The sequence below is a fragment of the Methanocaldococcus sp. FS406-22 genome (assembly GCF_000025525.1).
Taxonomy (GTDB): domain Archaea; phylum AGJL01; class Methanococci; order Methanococcales; family Methanocaldococcaceae; genus Methanocaldococcus.
Genome location: NC_013887.1, coordinates 1,308,546 through 1,327,412, shown reverse-complemented (window position 1 = coordinate 1,327,412; position 18,867 = coordinate 1,308,546). Strand labels below are relative to the sequence as shown.

Annotated in this window: 17 protein-coding genes; 7 read left to right on the top strand and 10 right to left on the bottom strand. The window is 30.3% G+C overall.

Annotated features, from left to right (window positions below; translation table 11 throughout):
• Positions 1-8: 8 nt before the first annotated feature.
• Positions 9-1,139 carry an ATP-binding protein gene (locus MFS40622_RS06715; RefSeq protein WP_012980927.1) on the bottom strand — a complete coding sequence of 377 codons (1,131 nt, stop codon included), beginning with the start codon at positions 1,137-1,139 and terminating at the stop codon, positions 9-11.
• A 67-nt stretch (positions 1,140-1,206) separates the two neighbouring features.
• The gene (locus MFS40622_RS06710) at positions 1,207-2,886 is read right to left on the bottom strand and encodes an S-layer protein (protein ID WP_012980926.1); all 1,680 of its coding nucleotides are present in this window, start codon (positions 2,884-2,886) and stop codon (positions 1,207-1,209) included.
• A 316-nt stretch (positions 2,887-3,202) separates the two neighbouring features.
• On the opposite strand from MFS40622_RS06710, the gene MFS40622_RS06705 reads away from it, so the two are divergent.
• Together MFS40622_RS06705 and MFS40622_RS06700 are read left to right on the top strand one after the other, a co-directional pair.
• A complete protein-coding gene (locus MFS40622_RS06705; protein ID WP_012980925.1) occupies positions 3,203-4,375 on the top strand; it encodes an ATP-binding protein in 1,173 nt (390 codons plus the stop codon).
• A gap of 38 nt (positions 4,376-4,413) precedes the next feature.
• Complete coding sequence (locus MFS40622_RS06700; RefSeq protein ID WP_012980924.1) at positions 4,414-5,190, top strand: AAA family ATPase; 777 nt, start codon at positions 4,414-4,416, stop codon at positions 5,188-5,190.
• Here the strand turns inward: MFS40622_RS06700 and moaA are convergent.
• Positions 5,180-6,073, bottom strand: coding sequence for a GTP 3',8-cyclase MoaA (gene moaA, locus MFS40622_RS06695; RefSeq protein WP_012980923.1), 894 nt, complete (start codon positions 6,071-6,073; stop codon positions 5,180-5,182). The genes MFS40622_RS06700 and moaA overlap by 11 nt on opposite strands.
• A gap of 110 nt (positions 6,074-6,183) precedes the next feature.
• Positions 6,184-6,870: a peptidylprolyl isomerase gene (locus tag MFS40622_RS06690; protein ID WP_012980922.1), complete on the bottom strand. Its 687-nt coding sequence runs from the start codon at positions 6,868-6,870 to the stop codon at positions 6,184-6,186.
• Positions 6,871-7,044: 174 nt separating this feature from the next.
• Here MFS40622_RS06690 and MFS40622_RS06685 point away from each other — a divergent pair, with 174 nt between their 5' ends.
• The 3 genes from MFS40622_RS06685 (at position 7,045) to prf1 (ending at position 9,704) form a co-directional block, all read left to right on the top strand.
• Entirely contained in the window at positions 7,045-7,461 is a 417-nt protein-coding gene (locus MFS40622_RS06685; protein ID WP_012980921.1) for an NfeD family protein, read from the top strand.
• A gap of 1 nt (position 7,462) precedes the next feature.
• A complete protein-coding gene (locus MFS40622_RS06680) occupies positions 7,463-8,278 on the top strand; it encodes an SPFH domain-containing protein (RefSeq protein WP_012980920.1) in 816 nt (271 codons plus the stop codon).
• A gap of 160 nt (positions 8,279-8,438) precedes the next feature.
• Positions 8,439-9,704 (top strand): peptide chain release factor aRF-1, encoded by a 1,266-nt coding sequence (prf1, locus tag MFS40622_RS06675; RefSeq protein WP_232217807.1) that lies wholly within the window; start codon positions 8,439-8,441, stop codon positions 9,702-9,704.
• Here prf1 and larE read toward each other — a convergent pair.
• Positions 9,698-10,456: an ATP-dependent sacrificial sulfur transferase LarE gene (gene larE / locus MFS40622_RS06670; RefSeq protein WP_012980918.1), complete on the bottom strand. Its 759-nt coding sequence runs from the start codon at positions 10,454-10,456 to the stop codon at positions 9,698-9,700. The genes prf1 and larE overlap by 7 nt on opposite strands.
• Positions 10,457-10,570: 114 nt before the next feature.
• On the opposite strand from larE, the gene MFS40622_RS06665 reads away from it, so the two are divergent.
• Both MFS40622_RS06665 and nrdD read left to right on the top strand, forming a co-directional pair.
• Complete coding sequence (locus tag MFS40622_RS06665; RefSeq protein WP_048197501.1) at positions 10,571-11,869, top strand: DHH family phosphoesterase; 1,299 nt, start codon at positions 10,571-10,573, stop codon at positions 11,867-11,869.
• A gap of 257 nt (positions 11,870-12,126) precedes the next feature.
• Positions 12,127-14,940: an anaerobic ribonucleoside-triphosphate reductase gene (gene nrdD, locus MFS40622_RS09600; RefSeq protein WP_012980916.1), complete on the top strand. Its 2,814-nt coding sequence runs from the start codon at positions 12,127-12,129 to the stop codon at positions 14,938-14,940.
• A gap of 26 nt (positions 14,941-14,966) precedes the next feature.
• Here the strand turns inward: nrdD and MFS40622_RS06655 are convergent, their stop codons facing one another.
• The 5 genes from MFS40622_RS06655 to MFS40622_RS06635 are packed head-to-tail and all read right to left on the bottom strand — an operon-like array spanning position 14,967 to position 18,863.
• The gene (locus MFS40622_RS06655) at positions 14,967-15,395 is read right to left on the bottom strand and encodes a class III signal peptide-containing protein (protein ID WP_012980915.1); all 429 of its coding nucleotides are present in this window, start codon (positions 15,393-15,395) and stop codon (positions 14,967-14,969) included.
• A 17-nt stretch (positions 15,396-15,412) separates the two neighbouring features.
• On the bottom strand, positions 15,413-16,240 hold the full coding sequence (locus MFS40622_RS06650; protein WP_232217806.1) for a hypothetical protein: 828 nt from the start codon (positions 16,238-16,240) through the stop codon (positions 15,413-15,415).
• A 23-nt stretch (positions 16,241-16,263) separates the two neighbouring features.
• Positions 16,264-17,403, bottom strand: coding sequence for a DUF515 domain-containing protein (locus tag MFS40622_RS06645; protein WP_012980913.1), 1,140 nt, complete (start codon positions 17,401-17,403; stop codon positions 16,264-16,266).
• A 44-nt stretch (positions 17,404-17,447) separates the two neighbouring features.
• The gene (locus tag MFS40622_RS06640; protein ID WP_012980912.1) at positions 17,448-17,831 is read right to left on the bottom strand and encodes a class III signal peptide-containing protein; all 384 of its coding nucleotides are present in this window, start codon (positions 17,829-17,831) and stop codon (positions 17,448-17,450) included.
• A gap of 12 nt (positions 17,832-17,843) precedes the next feature.
• Positions 17,844-18,863 (bottom strand): A24 family peptidase C-terminal domain-containing protein, encoded by a 1,020-nt coding sequence (locus tag MFS40622_RS06635; RefSeq protein ID WP_012980911.1) that lies wholly within the window; start codon positions 18,861-18,863, stop codon positions 17,844-17,846.
• Positions 18,864-18,867: the final 4 nt, after the last annotated feature.

Here is an 18,867-nt window from a genome sequence, read left to right as displayed (position 1 = left end):
CGAATATTTTATAACAATCTCTTTATAGCATTCCAAACTAAAAAACTCTGAGGTTTTAAAATTCCATTAATAGGGTCTAAAAACAATATATTCTTTTTAACTAAATAAATATAAACAGGCACTGGAATATCTTTTTTATCAAGTTCATAATTTTTCTTAAACAATCTCAATGCCTCAATTACATCCTCTTTTTTAATCTCAATGACTTCATCTCCAATCTCTACCTTGGGTTTTGAGTAATTTAGCATATCCAAAAACATATCTAACTTCTGAGTAGCATCCTTAAGCATATAATCTAAAATCTCTTTTAAATCTTTAAATTTGCACTCTTCAATTACATATTTTATATCCATTGGTTTTCCACCGACATAAGAGTAAATTAACTCTTTATCTTCATTAGAGAGTTTTATATCATTTTCTTCTAATAGAAAATCAATGAATTTTAAAGATGTTTCCTTATCAAAATCGTCTACTAATAAATATTTACATCTTCCTTCTAACATTGCTTCATTATAAACCTTTTCAATAAATAGGCTATCAGAAGATAGGCAGAGAATATGGCAGAGATGTTTATGTTTAGTTAAAGAGACAAAATAATTGAATAGTTCATATATAAGATAGCCATTAATTTTCATATCTCCTATTTTTTGCAATTCATCAATAATCAATATTGGTTTTTTACCTTCCTTATTGATACTTTCAAAAACCTCAGTTAAATACTCAAAAACATCATCAGAATTTTTATCTTTTAAGAGTTGATTTAATAGATTTTTAGGTATTGGAATGCCTGTTAAAACTCCATAAGTTAGAGTTGGTAAAATTGGAATATCAACCGAATTTGGAGAGTCATTTATTAAAGATTTTATATACTCTCTCAACCTACCAAATAACGATTTTTTTGGCGAGTAAGTATTAAACAAAACTCTAACGAAATCATCATATTTTGATAAAAAATGCCCCCTCAAATCAATGTAAAAAACAACATACTTGTTTTTGTCTAATCTGTTGCTAATTATCTCATTTATTAGAGCAGTTTTCCCACTGTTTATGGGACCGTAGATAAAGTTAATCCTTTGTGGTTCTCTTTCTATAATGTAAAGAATTTCTTTAATTTCTTTTTCTCTATCAAAAAATCTCATTCTATCACCAAATAATTTAAATCTATGAATTAAGTCATCTAAAAAAATAAAAAAAGATTTAGAGGATTTAGAGCATTTTGAGTAATTCTAAAGCAGCTGCTCTTGTTTCTTCTCTGTTTCCTCCTGCAACTACAACAACATCGTGTCCGTTTGCTGCTCCTGGAATAACAGCGATTGTAGCTGGGCTGCTGTTGTTTAATACTAACTTACCTTCATCAACTAACTCTTTTGTTAATTTGTTTGCAACTGGTCCTCCAACTAAGACTAAGTTCTTGTCAGCTGTGTCTAAGCTAACTTCTGTGTCTAACTTAGCGATTGGAGCTGTTAATGAAACTGGTGTAACAGTTTCAGCTTTTATATCTTTTAATGTGATATCTGCATTCAATACTGAAACTGTTTGTCCTACATCTACTGCTGCATCTTTTGTTACATCTGAACAGACATAGATTTTGTAGTCATCTCCACCTTGTGTGTCATCAACTTTTAACTTGAAGTAATCATCTACTGCGTCAAATTCGTCTCCTTTAGCACTAAGTTTATTATCGTCGTTTGTTGGGTCGGTATCATCTACTAACGCAATACCACAGATTACTTTACCATCAACTTTTCCTTCTCCTTTTATACTTACTCCACTGTCGGTTATATCGGTATCTTTTACTATATCTATCTGGTCAGTAGTTGGATCTTGAACTACTGCATATATCTTGAAGTTTCCTTCATATTTGTCTCCTAAGTGTAATCTTTTTACATCATTTACTAAGTAGACATCAGCATATCCTGTAGTTGCTGCAACGTTTTTGTAAGCGTTTGTAACTATTGCTGCTACTGGTCCGTAGGTTAATACCAATGGATTTGTTGTATTTGCTATATCAAATTTCTCTGCAACAACTTGTCCATCTTTTAATATTTGAACATCTACTTTTGCAGGGCTTCCTGAAGTTGTAGCCTCTAAAACTGCTTTTATTTTAGCTTGGTATCCATTTCCTAAGTCGTAAGTCTCTCCTTCGCCCAATACTCCATTATATACCATTTTACCTATAATTAAATCATCGTTATCAGCATCTGCTTTAACGAACATGTATTGTTGTCCTAAGAATGGAATTAAAACTCCTGGTGCTAAATATGTATTGTTGGTATCCATTTTTCCGTCATCTGTTACAACTGATGCGTAACCTACTAAATCTACACCAATCTCGTTGGATTCATTTTTTAATGCGAAGAATCCTATTTCGATTCCATCGTCATCATTTACTGTATAGATATTTTTTGGATCTACATCATCAATTTTCATCAATGTTGATAATGTTTTTGTAATTCTATTATTAGTAGTTTGGTTAGCATAGTACAGGTCATTAGCATATTTAATACCGTTATCTAATGGGTAGTCACCATCATCTGGAGTAACTATGTATGTAAAGTTATCATACTGAGAAGTATTGAACCATACTTTACTTGCATCAGCTGAAACATGAACATTTAAATCAGCACTACCTGTTTCAGCTGTTCCTTCTTTGTAGCATAAGCTTCCTATTTTAGCAGCGATGTCAGCAGCTGAAACAACGTCCATTGTTGATGGAGCATTAGCACCTACAACAACGTAACAGTTTGGCTGTCCATCTTTAACGAATAAGTCTTTTGTAACTTCTCCGATGACTGTTACTTCAGCAGCAACTCCACTTGCTAAAGCTGTAGCAACCATTGCTCCTCCAACTGCAATAGCACCGATTTTCTTTAAGCTCATTGCCATACCTTATCACCTAAGTTTTTATGTTGTTATTTGATTGACGGTATATACCTTCGACGAACTACTATATAAAGCTTACGATATGAAACGGTTATAACAATAGTTTTACGATATGAATTTCTATTATATCTTTGATATTTCAAATTTATCATATAATTTTTGACAAATTCTAAAATAAAAAAGTTACAAACATTTGCAACTTTTTTAAATGGTTAAAAACGAATTTTGATATATCCAAATATTTAGTAGAAATTTATAAAACCTATGAGGAATAATGTTAAAAAAGACCAAAAATAAATATTAATTTTGGTGAATATTTATGAAATTTTTTAATAGAGAAAAAGAGATTAAAGAAATTCTCTCAATCATTGAATCTGAGCCACAAAGAATTAATTTTATCTTTGGCTCTATAAATTCAGGAAAAACTGCCTTAATAAATGAGATAATTAATAATCGATTAGATAAAGATAAGTATGTTGTTTTTTACATTGATTTGAGGGAGATTTTTATATCGAAATATGATGATTTCGAAGCGAAGCTTCGAGCAACGAAAACCGAAGGTTTTCGTCTAATTATTGAGGTTTTGTTTGAGGTTTATGAAGAATCGTTTATTGATAGAGTAAAGAAATTGTTTTTATCTCTAGTTAGGGATTCTCCAGATGTTGTTAAAAATTTTATGTTATTAAAGATTTCGGGAGGGGTTATTGATGGCATTCCCATACCAAAGAATACCTTAAATGAACTATTGAAAGACAAAGAAGTTAAAAACGTCTTTAGATATATAACTAATGTTTTAATGGAAATTAAAAAAGAAGGCAAACAGCCAATAATTATTATTGATGAACTACAAAAAATAGGAGATTTAAAACTAAATGGATTTTTAATTTATGAGCTTTTTAATTATTTTGTCTCTCTAACTAAGCATAAACATCTATGTCATGTTTTTTGCCTAAGTTCAGATAGTTTATTTATTGAGAGAGTTTATAATGAGGCAATGTTAAAAGGTAGAGTAGATTATATTTTAGTTGATGATTTTGATAAAGAAAATGCCCTAAAGTTTATGGACTCTCTATCTGAAGAGATTTTAAATAAAAAACTCTCTGATGAGGATAAAGAGCTTATCTACAACTATGTTGGTGGGAAGCCGATAGATATAATTTATGTTATTGATAAATTAAAAAATAAGGATTTAAAAGAGATTTTAGAAACTTTGCTGATGAATGAACAACAAAAATTAAAATATTTTTTGAAAGAGTTAGATTATATAAAACCAAAGGTTGCTATTGGGGATGAGGTTATAGAGATTAAAAAAGAAGACATCATTAAAGCGTTAAAATTATTTAAAGATAATTACAAAATTAGCGATGATGAAATACCAGAGCCAGTTTATATTTATTTAGTTAAAAGAAATATATTATTCCTAAATCCTATTGAAGGGACTCTAAAACCTCAATCATTTTTAGTGTGGAATGCTATAAAAAGAATTATCTAACAACAAACATATAAATAAAATAAATCATTGTGATAAAAATGAAAATAGCAATAACTGGAAAAGGAGGAGTAGGAAAAACATTCATTGCCTCAACATTAATGAGATTATTTGAGAGAAATGGCTTTAAAGTTATTGGAGTTGACTGCGACCCAAACCCTACATTGGCATTAGCTTTTGGAATTGAAAAGGATATAATCCCTTTATCAAAAAGACATGACATAATAGAGGAAAGAACTGGAGCTAAACCGGGAACTTATGGAAATATTTTTAAGATAAACCCAAAGGTTGATGATTTAATAGATAAAGTCGGCTATAAAATAGGAAATATAACCATCTTAGTTATGGGAACTATAGAAGAGGGAGGGGAGGGTTGTGTTTGCCCCGCCTCTGTTTTATTGAGAAGATTATTAAGACATTTAATTTTGAAGAGGGATGAAGTTGTTATATTGGATATGGAAGCAGGAATTGAGCACTTTGGAAGAAAGACAATAGATACTGTTGATTTAATGCTTATTGTTATAGAACCAACAAAAAAATCTTTAATAACTGCAAAGAGAATGAAAAAATTAGCTAACGATTTAGGAATAAAAAACTTAGGAGTTATTGTTAATAAGGTAAGAGATGAAGATAAAGAGTTATTAGAAAATATCATTAAAGAAGAACTTGGTTTAGAAGTTTTAGGATTTGTTCCTTATGATGAGGAGGTTATAAAAAGTGATTTTATAGGAAAACCAGTTAATTTAGATTCAAAAGCTGTAAAAGAGATAGAGAAAGTATTTGATTACATTCTAAAATTAAAAAATTCTACAATCTAAAATATGGCTCTCTCCTATTTATACATTCAATAAAATAAGGCTCTAATTCTTCTCCTCTTCTTAATGGAGTTAAAATATCAACTAAGTTGTCATCCCTCAACAAACATGGTTTTAAATAACCATCGTAAGTTAATCTTATCCTTGTGCAGTGCATGCAGAACTCACTGTTGTCCATAGGCCTTACAAACTCAATCTCTAACCCATCAACGATATATTTTTTTCTATTCTGCATGAATTTTCTTGTAATAACCTTATCAGCTTTTTCTTTAATTTCGTTTTCTATTGGAGAAATGTTATAATAATATTTTTTAAGCTCTTCTTTTAATGGAATAAATTCTATAATTTGCAAAATAGCTCCAATATCCCTACAGAATTCCATAACTTCTGGTAAATCTTTAATATTTATGCTCATAGCTAAAAAATTAACCTTTAATGGAGTTAATCCAACATCTATTGCCCTCTTTATTCCATTTATTACCTTTTCCACATCTCCAAATTTTGTAATTTTTCTATAAAGATTAGGATTTAAGGTATCTAAGCTCACATTAACTCTATCCAACCCAGCATCTTTAAGTTTATCAGCCAAATTTTCTAAAAGGATTCCGTTAGTCGTTAAAGAAATGTCTTTTATTTTTTCATCTTTGATATTTTCGATAATTTCACATATATCTCTCCTTAATAATGGCTCTCCACCAGAGATTTTTATTTTTTTAACTCCAAATTTTGTTGAAGTTTTTGCTATAATTCCAATTTCTTTAGCTGTCATATATCTGTTGTTGTTTGAATCATGCCCCTCTCTATGGCAATAAAAGCACTGTAAATTGCATTTATTTGTTATAGAAATCCTAAAAGACCTAATTTCTCTACCAAATCTATCTTTCATAATTATCCACTACTAAAAATTTAGAGGATTTAAAAAATAGGTATGAGGATTAATTATAAAAAAGCTACGTAATGGTTTTAGATTAATTAGAATATATAAATTTATTTATTCTATTCTTTAGCTTCTTTTTTTCTTTCAAATGACTCAACAAAGCTAACTTTCTCAACATCATCTAATCTCTTCAATATTTCATTAGCAATAGCCATCTTAGCTGTTTGGATGTTTGGGATAAATGGAGCAAATTCTGGTAGTTCTATTTTAACTGTCCCATTTCTAATAGTTACTTTTACATCACTTAATCTTGGAACATACATCCTTACAATTTCTTTTACTATATCCTTTTTATCTTCAACAATTTCCCCTATTTTTATTCTATATTTTACCTCTTTTCCAGCTAATTCATGGTTAAAATCAACTAAAACCCTCCCACTGTTTATACTAACAATCTTTCCAGGAACTCCGTCGATAGTTATTGTTAATCCTTTTATTGGTTTAATTCCTCTTTTTGTAAATTCTGATAATGGGATTAATTTTATCTTTGATGGGTCTCTCTTACCAAATGCTTTTTCTGGTGGTAAAACAACCTCTCTCTCTTCACCAACATCCATCTCCAATATAACTTCATCTAATCCTGGCAACACTTGTCCTTCTCCAGCAAAGATAGCAACAGGACCATAAACCATCGCAGGGCTGTAAATTCCCTCTTTTTTAGCTAATTCTTCATTAGTTGTGTCGAAGAGTTTTCCATCAACGTATCCATCATAGCTAATCTTTACCATTTTACCCTTTTCTACCATATCCTTCACCTCTTTTAATTTACCAAACTTCAATGATTTGATGAGTTTAAAATGTTTTCATAATTTTTAATATAAACCCTATATAAACATAACTGAACAAAAACGAAAAATTTTAAATATTATAATAAATGATATCTAACTGAGAATTTTCAAAAATCATAGCTTGGGATATGGATGGAGATTGGCTATATCTTTATATTGGCGGGTTTTTTAGTGATAGCATTGGAAGCCATAATACCCGGGCTATATTTTCCTGCGTGGGGAGTGGCTTTATTAATATATGGAGTAGTTTTATTAATAATCCCACAATATGCATTTATTTCTGCAATAATTGCTGGAGTTTTAACCATAATCATCCTACATAAATTTGTGTATGGTGTAGGAAAAGAGATAAAAGTGGGAGCTGAGAGGTTCGTTGGAAAGATTGGAATAGCAGTAGAAGATTTTGAAGAAAATGGTTATGGAAGGATTGAGATAGAAAATCAAATATGGTTGGCAAAATCCAAAGATAAAATAAAAAATGGAGATAAAGTTGAGATTATAGGGGTTGAAGGGGTTTCTTTAATAGTTAAAAAAGCTGAAGGTGAATGATATGTTTTGGTTTTGGCTAATATTAGGAGTTATAGTGTTATTTATTATGGTAAAATCAATAGTTATTGTTAATCAATATGAAGGGGGGTTAATTTTTAGATTAGGTAGGGTTATTGGGAAATTAAAACCTGGAATAAATATAATAATTCCATTCTTAGATGTGCCTGTTAAGGTTGATATGAGAACGAAAGTTACCGACATTCCTCCTCAAGAGATGATTACAAAGGATAACGCTGTTGTAAAAGTAGATGCAGTTGTTTATTATAGAGTTATAGATGTTGAAAAGGCAATATTGGAAGTTGAGGATTATGAATATGCCCTAATAAACTTAGCACAAACAACATTAAGGGCTATAATTGGTAGTATGGAGTTGGATGAGGTTTTAAATAAAAGGGAGTACATAAACTCAAAGTTATTAGAAATTTTGGACAGAGAAACAGATGCTTGGGGAGTTAGGATTGAAAAGGTTGAAGTTAAAGAAATAGACCCACCAGAAGATATTAAAAATGCAATGGCTCAGCAGATGAAAGCAGAGAGATTGAAAAGGGCTGCCATATTGGAAGCAGAGGGGGAAAAACAGAGTAGAATATTGAGAGCTCAAGGAATTGCTGAAAGTTTGAGAATTGAGGCAGAGGGGCAGGCAAAGGCAATACAAATAGTAGCAGAGGCAGCAAGACAATATTTTAAAGATGAAGCTCAATTGTACAAAGCTTTAGAAGTAGCTAACAATGTGTTGAAAGATAATGCGAAATATGTTATCTCAGAAAATATATTGGATGTTGTTAAAAATTTCATTAAAAAGGATAAGTTAGCTTAGCAAAATTATATATAAATCTTTTTTTATAATATCTTACGCTTCACATTAATATCTCATTTTTATAAATATTAAATAGAAAAAACACAATAACCACTTTTACGATTTTAGAAATCAATATGTCAAAAACAAATTTAAAAATAAAAGTTTTATGGTGATAGTTATGGCATCAACTGATTCAAAACAACTATATTTATTTAAAAAGATGTTAAAAGAACTAAAAACAAAGAAAGGTAAAGGAACTGAACTTATTAGCCTTTATATTCCAGCTGGTAGAAGAATATCTGATGTGGCTCAGCATTTAAGGGAAGAGATGTCACAGGCGTCAAACATTAAAAGTAAAAGCACAAGAAAAAATGTTCAATCAGCAATAGAGGCAATTTTACAGAGATTAAAGCTATTAAAAGAACCTTTAGAGAAAGGAGTTGTTATATTTGCTGGAATGGTTCCAAGAAGTGGGCCGGGAACAGAAAAAATGGAGACCTATGTTATAGAGCCACCAGAACCAATAAAAACATACATCTATAGGTGTGATTCAGAATTTTATTTAGAACCATTAGAAGAGTTTTTAGAGGATAAAGATGTTTATGGAATAATATTGGTTGATAGAAACGAGGCAACAATAGCGTTAGTTAAAGGAAGAAACATAAATATCTTAAAAAAACTAACAAGTGGGGTTCCTGGAAAGTTTAAGGCAGGAGGGCAGTCAGCAAGAAGATTAGAAAGGCTTATAGATTTAGCCGCTCATGAGTTCTTGCAGAGAGTAGGGCAAAAAGCTAATGAACAATTCCTTCCATTATTGCAAGAGAAAAAACTTAGAGGAATTTTAGTTGGAGGGCCAGGCCACACTAAAAACGAGTTTGTTGAAGGAGATTACTTACACCATGAACTTAAGAAGATTGTATTGGATACATTTGATTTGTGCTATACAGAAGAGTTTGGTATAAGAGAGCTTTTAGAGAAGGCAGCCCCATTATTGAAGGATGTTGAGTTGATGAAAGAAAGACAGGCTGTTCAAAGATTTTTAAAGGAATTAATTAAGGAAGATGGAGGATTGGCATGCTATGGAGAAAAAGAGGTTTTAGAAGCTTTAATGATGGGAGCTGTCGATACTTTAATTGTTTCTGAAGAATTAGAAAAATATAAGGTAAAGATAGCATGTAACAACTGTGATTATTTAGAGGAGAAAACAGTTACAAAACTCGAACTTATCAAATTAGAGGAGGAGCTTAAAAATGCTCAATGTCCAAAATGTGGAGGGGCTTTAAGTATTGTTGAAGAAAAAGATTATATTGAATATCTTTCAGAATTATGTGAGCAGAGTGGAGCTAAACTTATAACAGTTTCGTCAGAAACAGAAGAAGGGGCTATGATTTTAAATGCATTTAAGGGAATAGCTGCTATATTGAGATACAAGATTCATCAATAACCCCTATATTCTTCTAAATTTACACATACTTTTTTAAATCCATAATCTTTAAATTTTTTGATGATTTCTTCTTTTTTGTTAATTATCTTATTTAAGTCATTTTCAATCTCAATAACAGCCAAATTTTTGTAATCTCTAACTCTTATAGCTCCTTTTACATAATTTTTTAAAAATTCTTCTAATTCTTCTATCTTCTTTAAATCTTCTATTGAAATTTCTCTATTAAATTCAAATCTTGTTAATAAACACGTTTCTTTTGGAGGAATTTCCATGTTTAGCTCTTTAGCAATCTCTAAGATATCTTTTTTACCAATCTTAAACTCTGCAAATGGAGAAACTATATTAAATCCTTCTTTAGCTCTTAAGCCGGGCCTATCTTCAAACAAGTCGTCATAGTTAGTTCCATCAACAATAACATCATAGTTATATTTTCCTTTCTCTTTAGTTAAGATTTCAAAAAACATTTTTTTGCACAAATAACATCTTTCTGGAATATTTTCAATAATTTTGTCAATTTTAATAACCTTTAAATTTAGGTTATATTTTTTTGCATTGATAATTGCGTTATTTAAAGCCCATCTTGAAATATAAGGAGTTTTTATAAAAATACATAGAGTTTCAGTAATCTCTGATAGTAGTATAGATAAAAGCAAGCTATCAATCCCGCCAGAATAAGCAACAATAACCTTTTTATTTTCAAATTTTTCTTTAAGATTATTTTTTAATTTCTTTAGTTTTTCCAAAAATATCACCGTTAGATAATTTTTTAGAAATTGTTAAATATATCCTTCGATTTCATAACATTAATATTTTTATAGGAAATTCAGTTTATTATAAATATTTAAAAGTTAAAAAAGGGGAAAATTATGATGGAAAAACTCAAAGAGATAGAAAAAGTAACTAAAGCAATTAAGGAGAAGATATTAAATCACTATGGATATATTAGGGTTATAACTCATCACGACACAGATGGATTGAGTAGTGGAGGAATTTTAGCTAAGATGCTAATGAGGACAAACAAATTATTTCATTTAACTGTTGTTGAACATCTTTCTAAAGAAGTTATTGAAAAATTAGCTAAGGAAAATGAAGTAAATAAACCCCTCTTTATATTTGCAGATATGGGAAGCGGACAAATAGAAGATATAATAAAACATAATTTCAATGCAATAATCTTAGACCACCATCCACCAGTTATAAAGGAGAGCTTTGTTAATGAAAACATAATTCAGCTAAATCCCCACATCTTTGGAGTGGATGGAGCAAGGGAGATAACAGCAAGCGGAGTTTGCTATTTAGTGGCGAGAGAGTTTGGCTACTATGATTTAAGCGTCTTAGCAATAGTTGGGATTATTGGAGATATGCAATACAATCCCCTTTTGGGCTTAAACAAGTTTATAGTGAATGAGGCAAGGGAGTATAGATATGTTAAGATAATGAACGATATTGTCTATAATATCTACAACGTAGAAATCTACAAGGCAATTGCTTACTGCACAAAACCTTACATCCCAGAGTTGGCTTCTGAAGGAAAGGCATTTAAGTTTTTAAAAGATATTGGTATTGACCCAAATAAAAAAGAATTGGATGATACAGACAAGAAGAAATTATTATCAGCAATAATTTTCAAATATCCAAAGATTGAAAATTTAATGATTGATAGGTATTTGATTGAACATAAGGTTAGAGATGCCTTTTTATTGTCAGAGATGTTAAATGCCGTTGGTAGAAATGGTTTATTTGCTGTGGGTATTGGAATATGCTTAGAGGACGATGAGTGTATAAAGATTGGCAACCAAATTTTATGGGAGTATAAAAAGAACTTAATTAACGAGCTTAAAAGCGTCAAACTAAAAAAACTAAACAACATCTATTACTTTGAGGGCAAAAAAGGGATGATTGGAATCATAGCATCTATATTGGTTGATGATAGGCCAGTTATTGGTTATCATATTGAGGGAGAGATAGCCAAGTTTTCAGCAAGAGGAAATAGAGATTTAGTAAATAGAGGGTTAAATTTAAGTATAGCAATGTCTGTTGCTAAGGAGTTTGGTGGTAATGGAGGAGGGCATGATGTTGCCTCTGGTGCTGTAGTTCCAAAAGATAAGATTATGGAGTTTTTAAAGAGAGTTGATGAGATTATTGGAGAGCAGTTAAAGAAATAAAAACATAAATTAATTGTTACTAATATTCCAACATAATAAATCAATATAAATTGCTCTTTAGTTAAATAAAGAGATTCCTGCATTTATATACTATTTTAAGGGATTATCGCACTTATTTAAAGTAATATAAGGGGAAATCGTTCCGTTAGATTTATATTGTATTAGGGAAAAACTACATACACATTCCTAAAGGGAATAACGAAATAGTTTATTAAAATTTATAAATACTTTTATTTTACCTATTTTTGGGTGATTAAATGATAAGTGCTAAAGATTTTGCAGAGAAAGTTATGGAACTCTATGTAATAAAGAGAGACAAAAGAAAGGAGAAATTCAATGTGAATAAATTGGCTAAATCCTTAATAAACAGTGGAGTAAATTATGGTGACTTAGACCAAATAATATCTGAAGTTTGTACCAAAGTTTATAACGGGATAACAACCGATGAGTTAAAAGATGTTGTTTATAATATTTTAAAAAAGATTGATAAGGATGTAGCTGAAAATTATAGAAAGGGCATTATACTAAAAGTCAGAACATCAGAAAAAGAATTTGAGCCATTTGATAAAGAGAAAATAGTCAAAGCACTGATTAGAGAAACAGGGGCAGATAAAGAAACAGCTCAAAAAATAGCTGATGAAGTTGAGAGAGAGCTAAAAAAATTAAAAGTTAAGTATTTAACTGCACCAATGATTAGGGAGATAGTTAATTATAAATTAATAGAGTATGGATTTGAGGAGTTAAGGCATAAGCATACAAGATTAGGAATGCCTGTCTATGACATAACCAAATTAATAAAAAGTGGTTCAAGAGAGAATGCCAATTTGATGTATAATCCAGAATCAATCCATAAATGGGTTGCTGATGAAACAATGAAGCAATATGCATTATTAGCTATCTTCCCAAAACACATAGCTGATGCACACCTAAAGGGAGATATCCACTTGCATGATTTGGAATATGCCGCAACAAGACCTGTTTGTTTGCAACACGATTTAAGACCTTTCTTTATGTATGGATTGAAAGTAGATGGAACTGGATTGCATACAAGTGTCTCAAAGCCAGCTAAGCATCCAGAGGTTGCTATTCAGCATGCAGCTAAGGTTATGATGGCAGCCCAGACAAACATGAGTGGGGGGCAGAGTATTGATGAATTTAATGTTTGGCTCGCTCCTTATGTTAGAGGACTAAGCTATGAAAAGATAAAACAATTAATGCAGATGTTTATTTATGAATTAAATCAAATGTATGTAGCCAGGGGTGGGCAATCCCTTAGCAAAGATGAATTAATTTTCATAAAAGAAGGAGATAGTTTAAAAGTTTGCAAAATTGGGGAGTTCATTGATGAATTCATGGAGAAATATGCAGATGAGATTGTAGTAGATGGAGATACAGAAATTCTCTATTTAGATAACACTGCCGAAGTATATACAATATCAGTTAATGTTAAAACTGGAAAGGCAGAGTTTAAGAGAGTTTATGCAATATCAAGACATAAACCAAGAGGAAAGGTTTATAAAGTTATTGGTAAGGATGGAACATCAATAACGGTAACAGAAGACCATTCACTATATCATTTTGATGATAACAATAACTTAGTTGCAGTTAAACCATTAGAATTAAAACATTTAGTAAAAGTTGAAAATATAGATAACTTAGATGAAGCAAAATTATCAAAATTAGAAATAAAAGAGATTAAAGAAATTGACTACAACAGCTATGTATATGATTTGAGTGTCGAAGATAACGAAAACTTTATAACAGCTACTGGTATCTTATGCCACAATACAATATTCAGTTCCATTAACTTAGAATTGGAAATTCCGGAGTTTTTAAAGGATAAGCCAGCAGTAATGGCTGGGACTACAAGAGGAACTTATGGAGATTATGAGGAAGAGGCAAAACTAATCTTAGAGGCATTAGTTGATGTGATGATGGAAGGAGATGCAATGGGAAAACCTTTCTTATTCCCGAACTTTATAATTAAGTTGAGAGAAAATGCTTTTAGAGATGAAAATAAAGAGCTTATGTATAAAATTCACCAATTATCAGCCAAATTTGGAATTCCTTACTTTATAAATATGCTTCCAGATTGGCAAGTAACCAATACAAATGCGATGGGTTGTAGAACAAGATTAAGTGGAAATTGGACTGGAGATGCTGAGATTGATACATTAAGAACTGGAAATATGCAGTGGTATTCTCTAAATTTACCAAGAATAGCCTATGAAGCTAATGGGGATGATGATAAGCTATTTGAAATTTTACATGAAAGATTAGAGTTAGTTAAAGAGGCCTTATTAATAAAACATGAAGTTACAAAAGAAAGGCTATATGTTGATAATTTAATGCCATTCTTAACACAAGAGTTCGATGGAGAGTCATACTATAGGTATGAACACACAACGAAAACCTTTGGATTCGTTGGATTGAATGAGATGCTTAAATATCATTTGGGAGAAGAGTTGCATGAGTCAAAAGATGCTGTTAAGTTTGGTGAGAAGATTATTGGCTATATTAGGGAATATGCTGATAAGTTGAAAGAAGAGACTGGATTAAGATGGACAGTAACTCAAACTCCGGCTGAATCTTGTGCTGGAAGGATGGCAAGATTGGATTACAAATACTATAAAGAAGAGACTATAAGTGTGGTTAGAGGAGACTTAAATGATGTAGATAGTCTTTATTACACAAACTCATCCCATGTTAGGGTTGATGCTCCAATAACCTTAGGGGAGAAAGTTAGAATTGAGGAGAAGTTCCATCCTTTGTGTAATGGTGGGCATATAATGCATGTTTGGAATATTGAGAGTGCTGCAGATCCAGATGTATTGATGGATATAACAAAAAAGATAACGAAAACAGATATAGGTTTCTGGACATATACAAAAAATCTAAGTGTTTGTAATAAATGTGGTTTAAGTATGGGAGGGCTAAGAGATAGATGTATAAATTGTGGTTCTGAGGATATTGCCAAGTTTAGTAGAATAACAGGATACTTGCAAAATATATCAAACTGGAATAAAGCAAAACAAAAAGAGTTAGAAGATAGGAGGTTACCAAGGATTTAAATTATCTTTTTTTATTTTTGACTAATTTATGACCATATAGTGACATTTACATAAGATTCGTTTATTTTTGTTATGTTTGCTATAATTATTTTGGCAGTAGAAACAGTTTTATTTCCATTTAAGTTTATATTAATATTACAGTTTGCTGTTATGTTGAATTTGATATCACCATCGCGATAGAAATATACAATATTCTTATTAGCTCCCCAATATCCTGGAGGACATTTTATATAAACAATCTTTGTAGTTCCTTCATCTGCAGCAGCTACTAATTCTATGTTTTGCTTCATTTTGGACACAGCGGCGTGAGCTAAACTCATGGAAGATATAGATACTGTCTTTTTAAATCCAAACATTCCAGGATAACCAACGGCAATGACAATTGCAAGTAAAACTCCTAAAAATAATAGGGAAAATTCTAAAGATATTTGACCATTTTTTTTAAGTTTGAGCATAAAACTCCCCAAGTAAGTTAATTAGTATATTTATAGATTATGTAATAAAAGTTTATCGGCTGACTTGATGATGTTGTAAAAGCCATTATAGGAACATCAAATATTTTAAATTCGGAATTTATGTTATTATCCAATAACAAGCTATCATCCATTTTTGGGACTAGTGGGTCGTTATTATCTATATTAATATTTTTTCGTTTCATCTGGTTTTTATACCAATCATTGTATGAACGCTCCCATATATCTACATCTCCCTTTCCAAGAATTTTATAGAATTCATCATAATTTTCTATAACCAATGGGGCAGGTATAATAATACTTAATGATTTAGTGTCATTTCCTTTTACGATATATCCCCTAACATAAAGTTTGAAGTTTCCGATTTTTATTCCTTTATACTTCGCATCAGGAAAAAGTTTGTTTAAATCAATGACATCCACTTTATTAACTACAGCAGGACCAACTACATCATAGTTTTCTTGAGATTCATCGACCTTTATGTCATAGGTTATCGGAAGATAGTGATATATGCCAATCTTTATGGTTGTATATGGAGGAATCCAAAATCCTTTTTTTCCATTAAATACGGTCTCATAAAAGACAATTCCAGGAGTTTGTGTAGTGGAAACACTAACATCTAAAAAATCTTTAGGTTTTGGTAATGTTTTCTCTTCAAATGTTATATTTGAAGGAACAGCAACAAATATTGAGTAGGGATTAGTATTGGTTATTTCTCCAGTAAGTGTATAAGTTATGCTCATCTTTGCAATAGTTTCTTCTCCAAAATTTAAAGATAATAAAGAAAATAATAGGCTTAACATTAATAATTTTAAAAGCCTTTTCACATTAATCACCATAACTTAAATATTTAACTCTGATTTTTTGAATTTATTGCAATAATTATATCTTTAGAGTTTAATTTTATGACATCAGAAACTTTATCGTTAGGAATCGACATAATTAAGAAATAATTAACATTTCCATCAAATATTTGGGTTTTATCCTCAATTTTATTTAATTTTTTCCCATACTCTCCAAATATCTTTTCTATTTTATTATAGTCTAACTTACCAATGACCGTTGCATGTAATATGCCTGGAATATTATTTAAAGAATAAGATATACTTGATGAAGATGATGATGTGTATGATTCTCCAAGTTCATTTACACTATTTGATGTCGATTTACTTTCACTATAACTTATTGATGATACAACTACATAAGACGAATCTACAATTGCATAGGTAATAAATGAACCGTTTTTGTTATATATAGATACTATATCTCCTTTGAGTGGCAATTCACCACACTGTTTTGCAGATATTTCAATAGCTATTTTACTTAATTGTGACACTGGTGTTATTTTTAGAGATTTAAGCTCAGGTAATGTCCAAAAATTTTTATATTTAAGGATTTCGTTTCTTGTCATAAACATTGATTTTCCATCAATTTCTACATAATAGTACTTATCTCCTGATGCTAAGACTTGATCTATTTGTTTTTCTATAATGCCCCTAATGTCTTTTTCTATATTAACAGTTTCTAATAGTTTTTCAATCTCTTCAGTAGATTGTGCCAAACTTATTTTATGCACTAATTCCTGAGCAGATAAACTTAGAGGATAGTACTCTCCATACATACTTTTTATTTGGTTGATAGTCTCAATTTTATAATCTTTAAAACTAATGTACTTTTTAGCTTCTTCTAATACTTTGTTAATCTCCTCTATACTATTTGCCATCTGTATTTTGTTTATATAGATTAGCTTTTGTGGGTCGTTAGGGTATTTAGCAAACATCTGATTTATAGATTCAATAGCTGCTTTCTTCTGGTTTTCAAGTTTTATTTTTTCTTGAAACTGCATGTTACTAATTTCATTGTATGCGATAAACGCCAATAACCCAAGAATCACAACAACCAATATTATCAATATAAATTTTAATAAACTGGGTTTTACTGTTCTCCTACTTTTCTCTTTTAATGCTCTAATTTTTGATGTATCAACCATGTAACCACCCAAATTTATCAATAAGGATTAAAATTTAAATATAACTATGGATTTATTGTTATGTTGTATTCGCTTTGGTTTATTTTTGTGGTATTATAGATGTAGCCTACAATAAAATTTTCTATTTCTGGAGTAATATATGATTTTGGTGAAATATAAATGTATATATTTTTTTTATCCTCTGACCATGAAATACCTCCATAAATTAAAGTAACATTTGGGTTGATTCCATTATATCCCGAATTTGCTAATATTACAGCAGTTTTTGCTGCATTTTCAACGTCACTTATAATTTTGTCATCCTTTGAGAAATTTTGTGATAGGAAATAAGTTATTGTTATAATAGATGCCAACAATATAGCAAGGAATAGAAATGAGAATTCAAGAGATACCTGAGCTTTTTTTGGTTTTGTTATTTTATTTTTCATGGTATTCACGCTTTAGATTATAGAGGAGTTCATCAATATTAGAACTATTAAGTAACCAACAACAACAAACGGGACAAATGGGTAGGTTCTTATAACATTTAGTTTATCAGGGATTTTTCCCTCCATATAAAGTTTTTTTATTTTTTGAATGTCTTCATTGGATAATCCCTCTCCATCGGTGATTATTATTTCTTTTTCATTGTCTTTAATTTCATGTTCTAATAGAAATTTTATTCTTTTCATTATATTTAAGTTTTTTACTTCAACACCATCTTTATCTATAATTATAACATCCCTTAGAATATCTCCTTCTTTCAATTCATCAATATGTTTTTTGTCAGAGGTTTCTACACCTGTAAGTGCATAAATAACGATAGATATCAGTACTATTTCGCAAAGGTATATTATGGAGGTTAATAGCACATTATATTTAATAAAATAAGTTTTATCAATGATATATATGAATAACAAATAAACAGGGAATAAATATCCCAATTTTTTCGTATATTCCTTATATTTCGGGATTTTTCGCGAGATGAATATGGATATTATTATATAAACCCATATAATTATTGAAGCATATGGAATTTTATAGGCATGTGTAAAATAGTATAATATACCAAGAATCATAGTTAAATAACAAGCTGAAGGTAGAATATCTCTCCAATATCTCATTAAAATTTTATACATCGGAAAAACTGCGGCAATAAACATGCTGATTGCTATTAGGTAGAGGATATATTTTGGGATATAAAATACAAACGAGTTTGGATAAGCAAAAATTGGAGCTAAGGCTGTAAATAGCTTAACATCTCCTCCTCCCATTCCAACACTTAGTATTAAACATAGTATTAGAGTAGAGAAAAATGCGATAATGGCATTAAATCCAAAATAGTAGTAGCCAACAACTAAGTTCATTATAATCATGGCAATTGTATATTTGTGGGGGATTATTCTTTCTTTAATGTCAGTGATTGACGCTAAAATAAGTAAAATAAAGTTAATAATATAAACTACACTTAGTAAATCCACGATT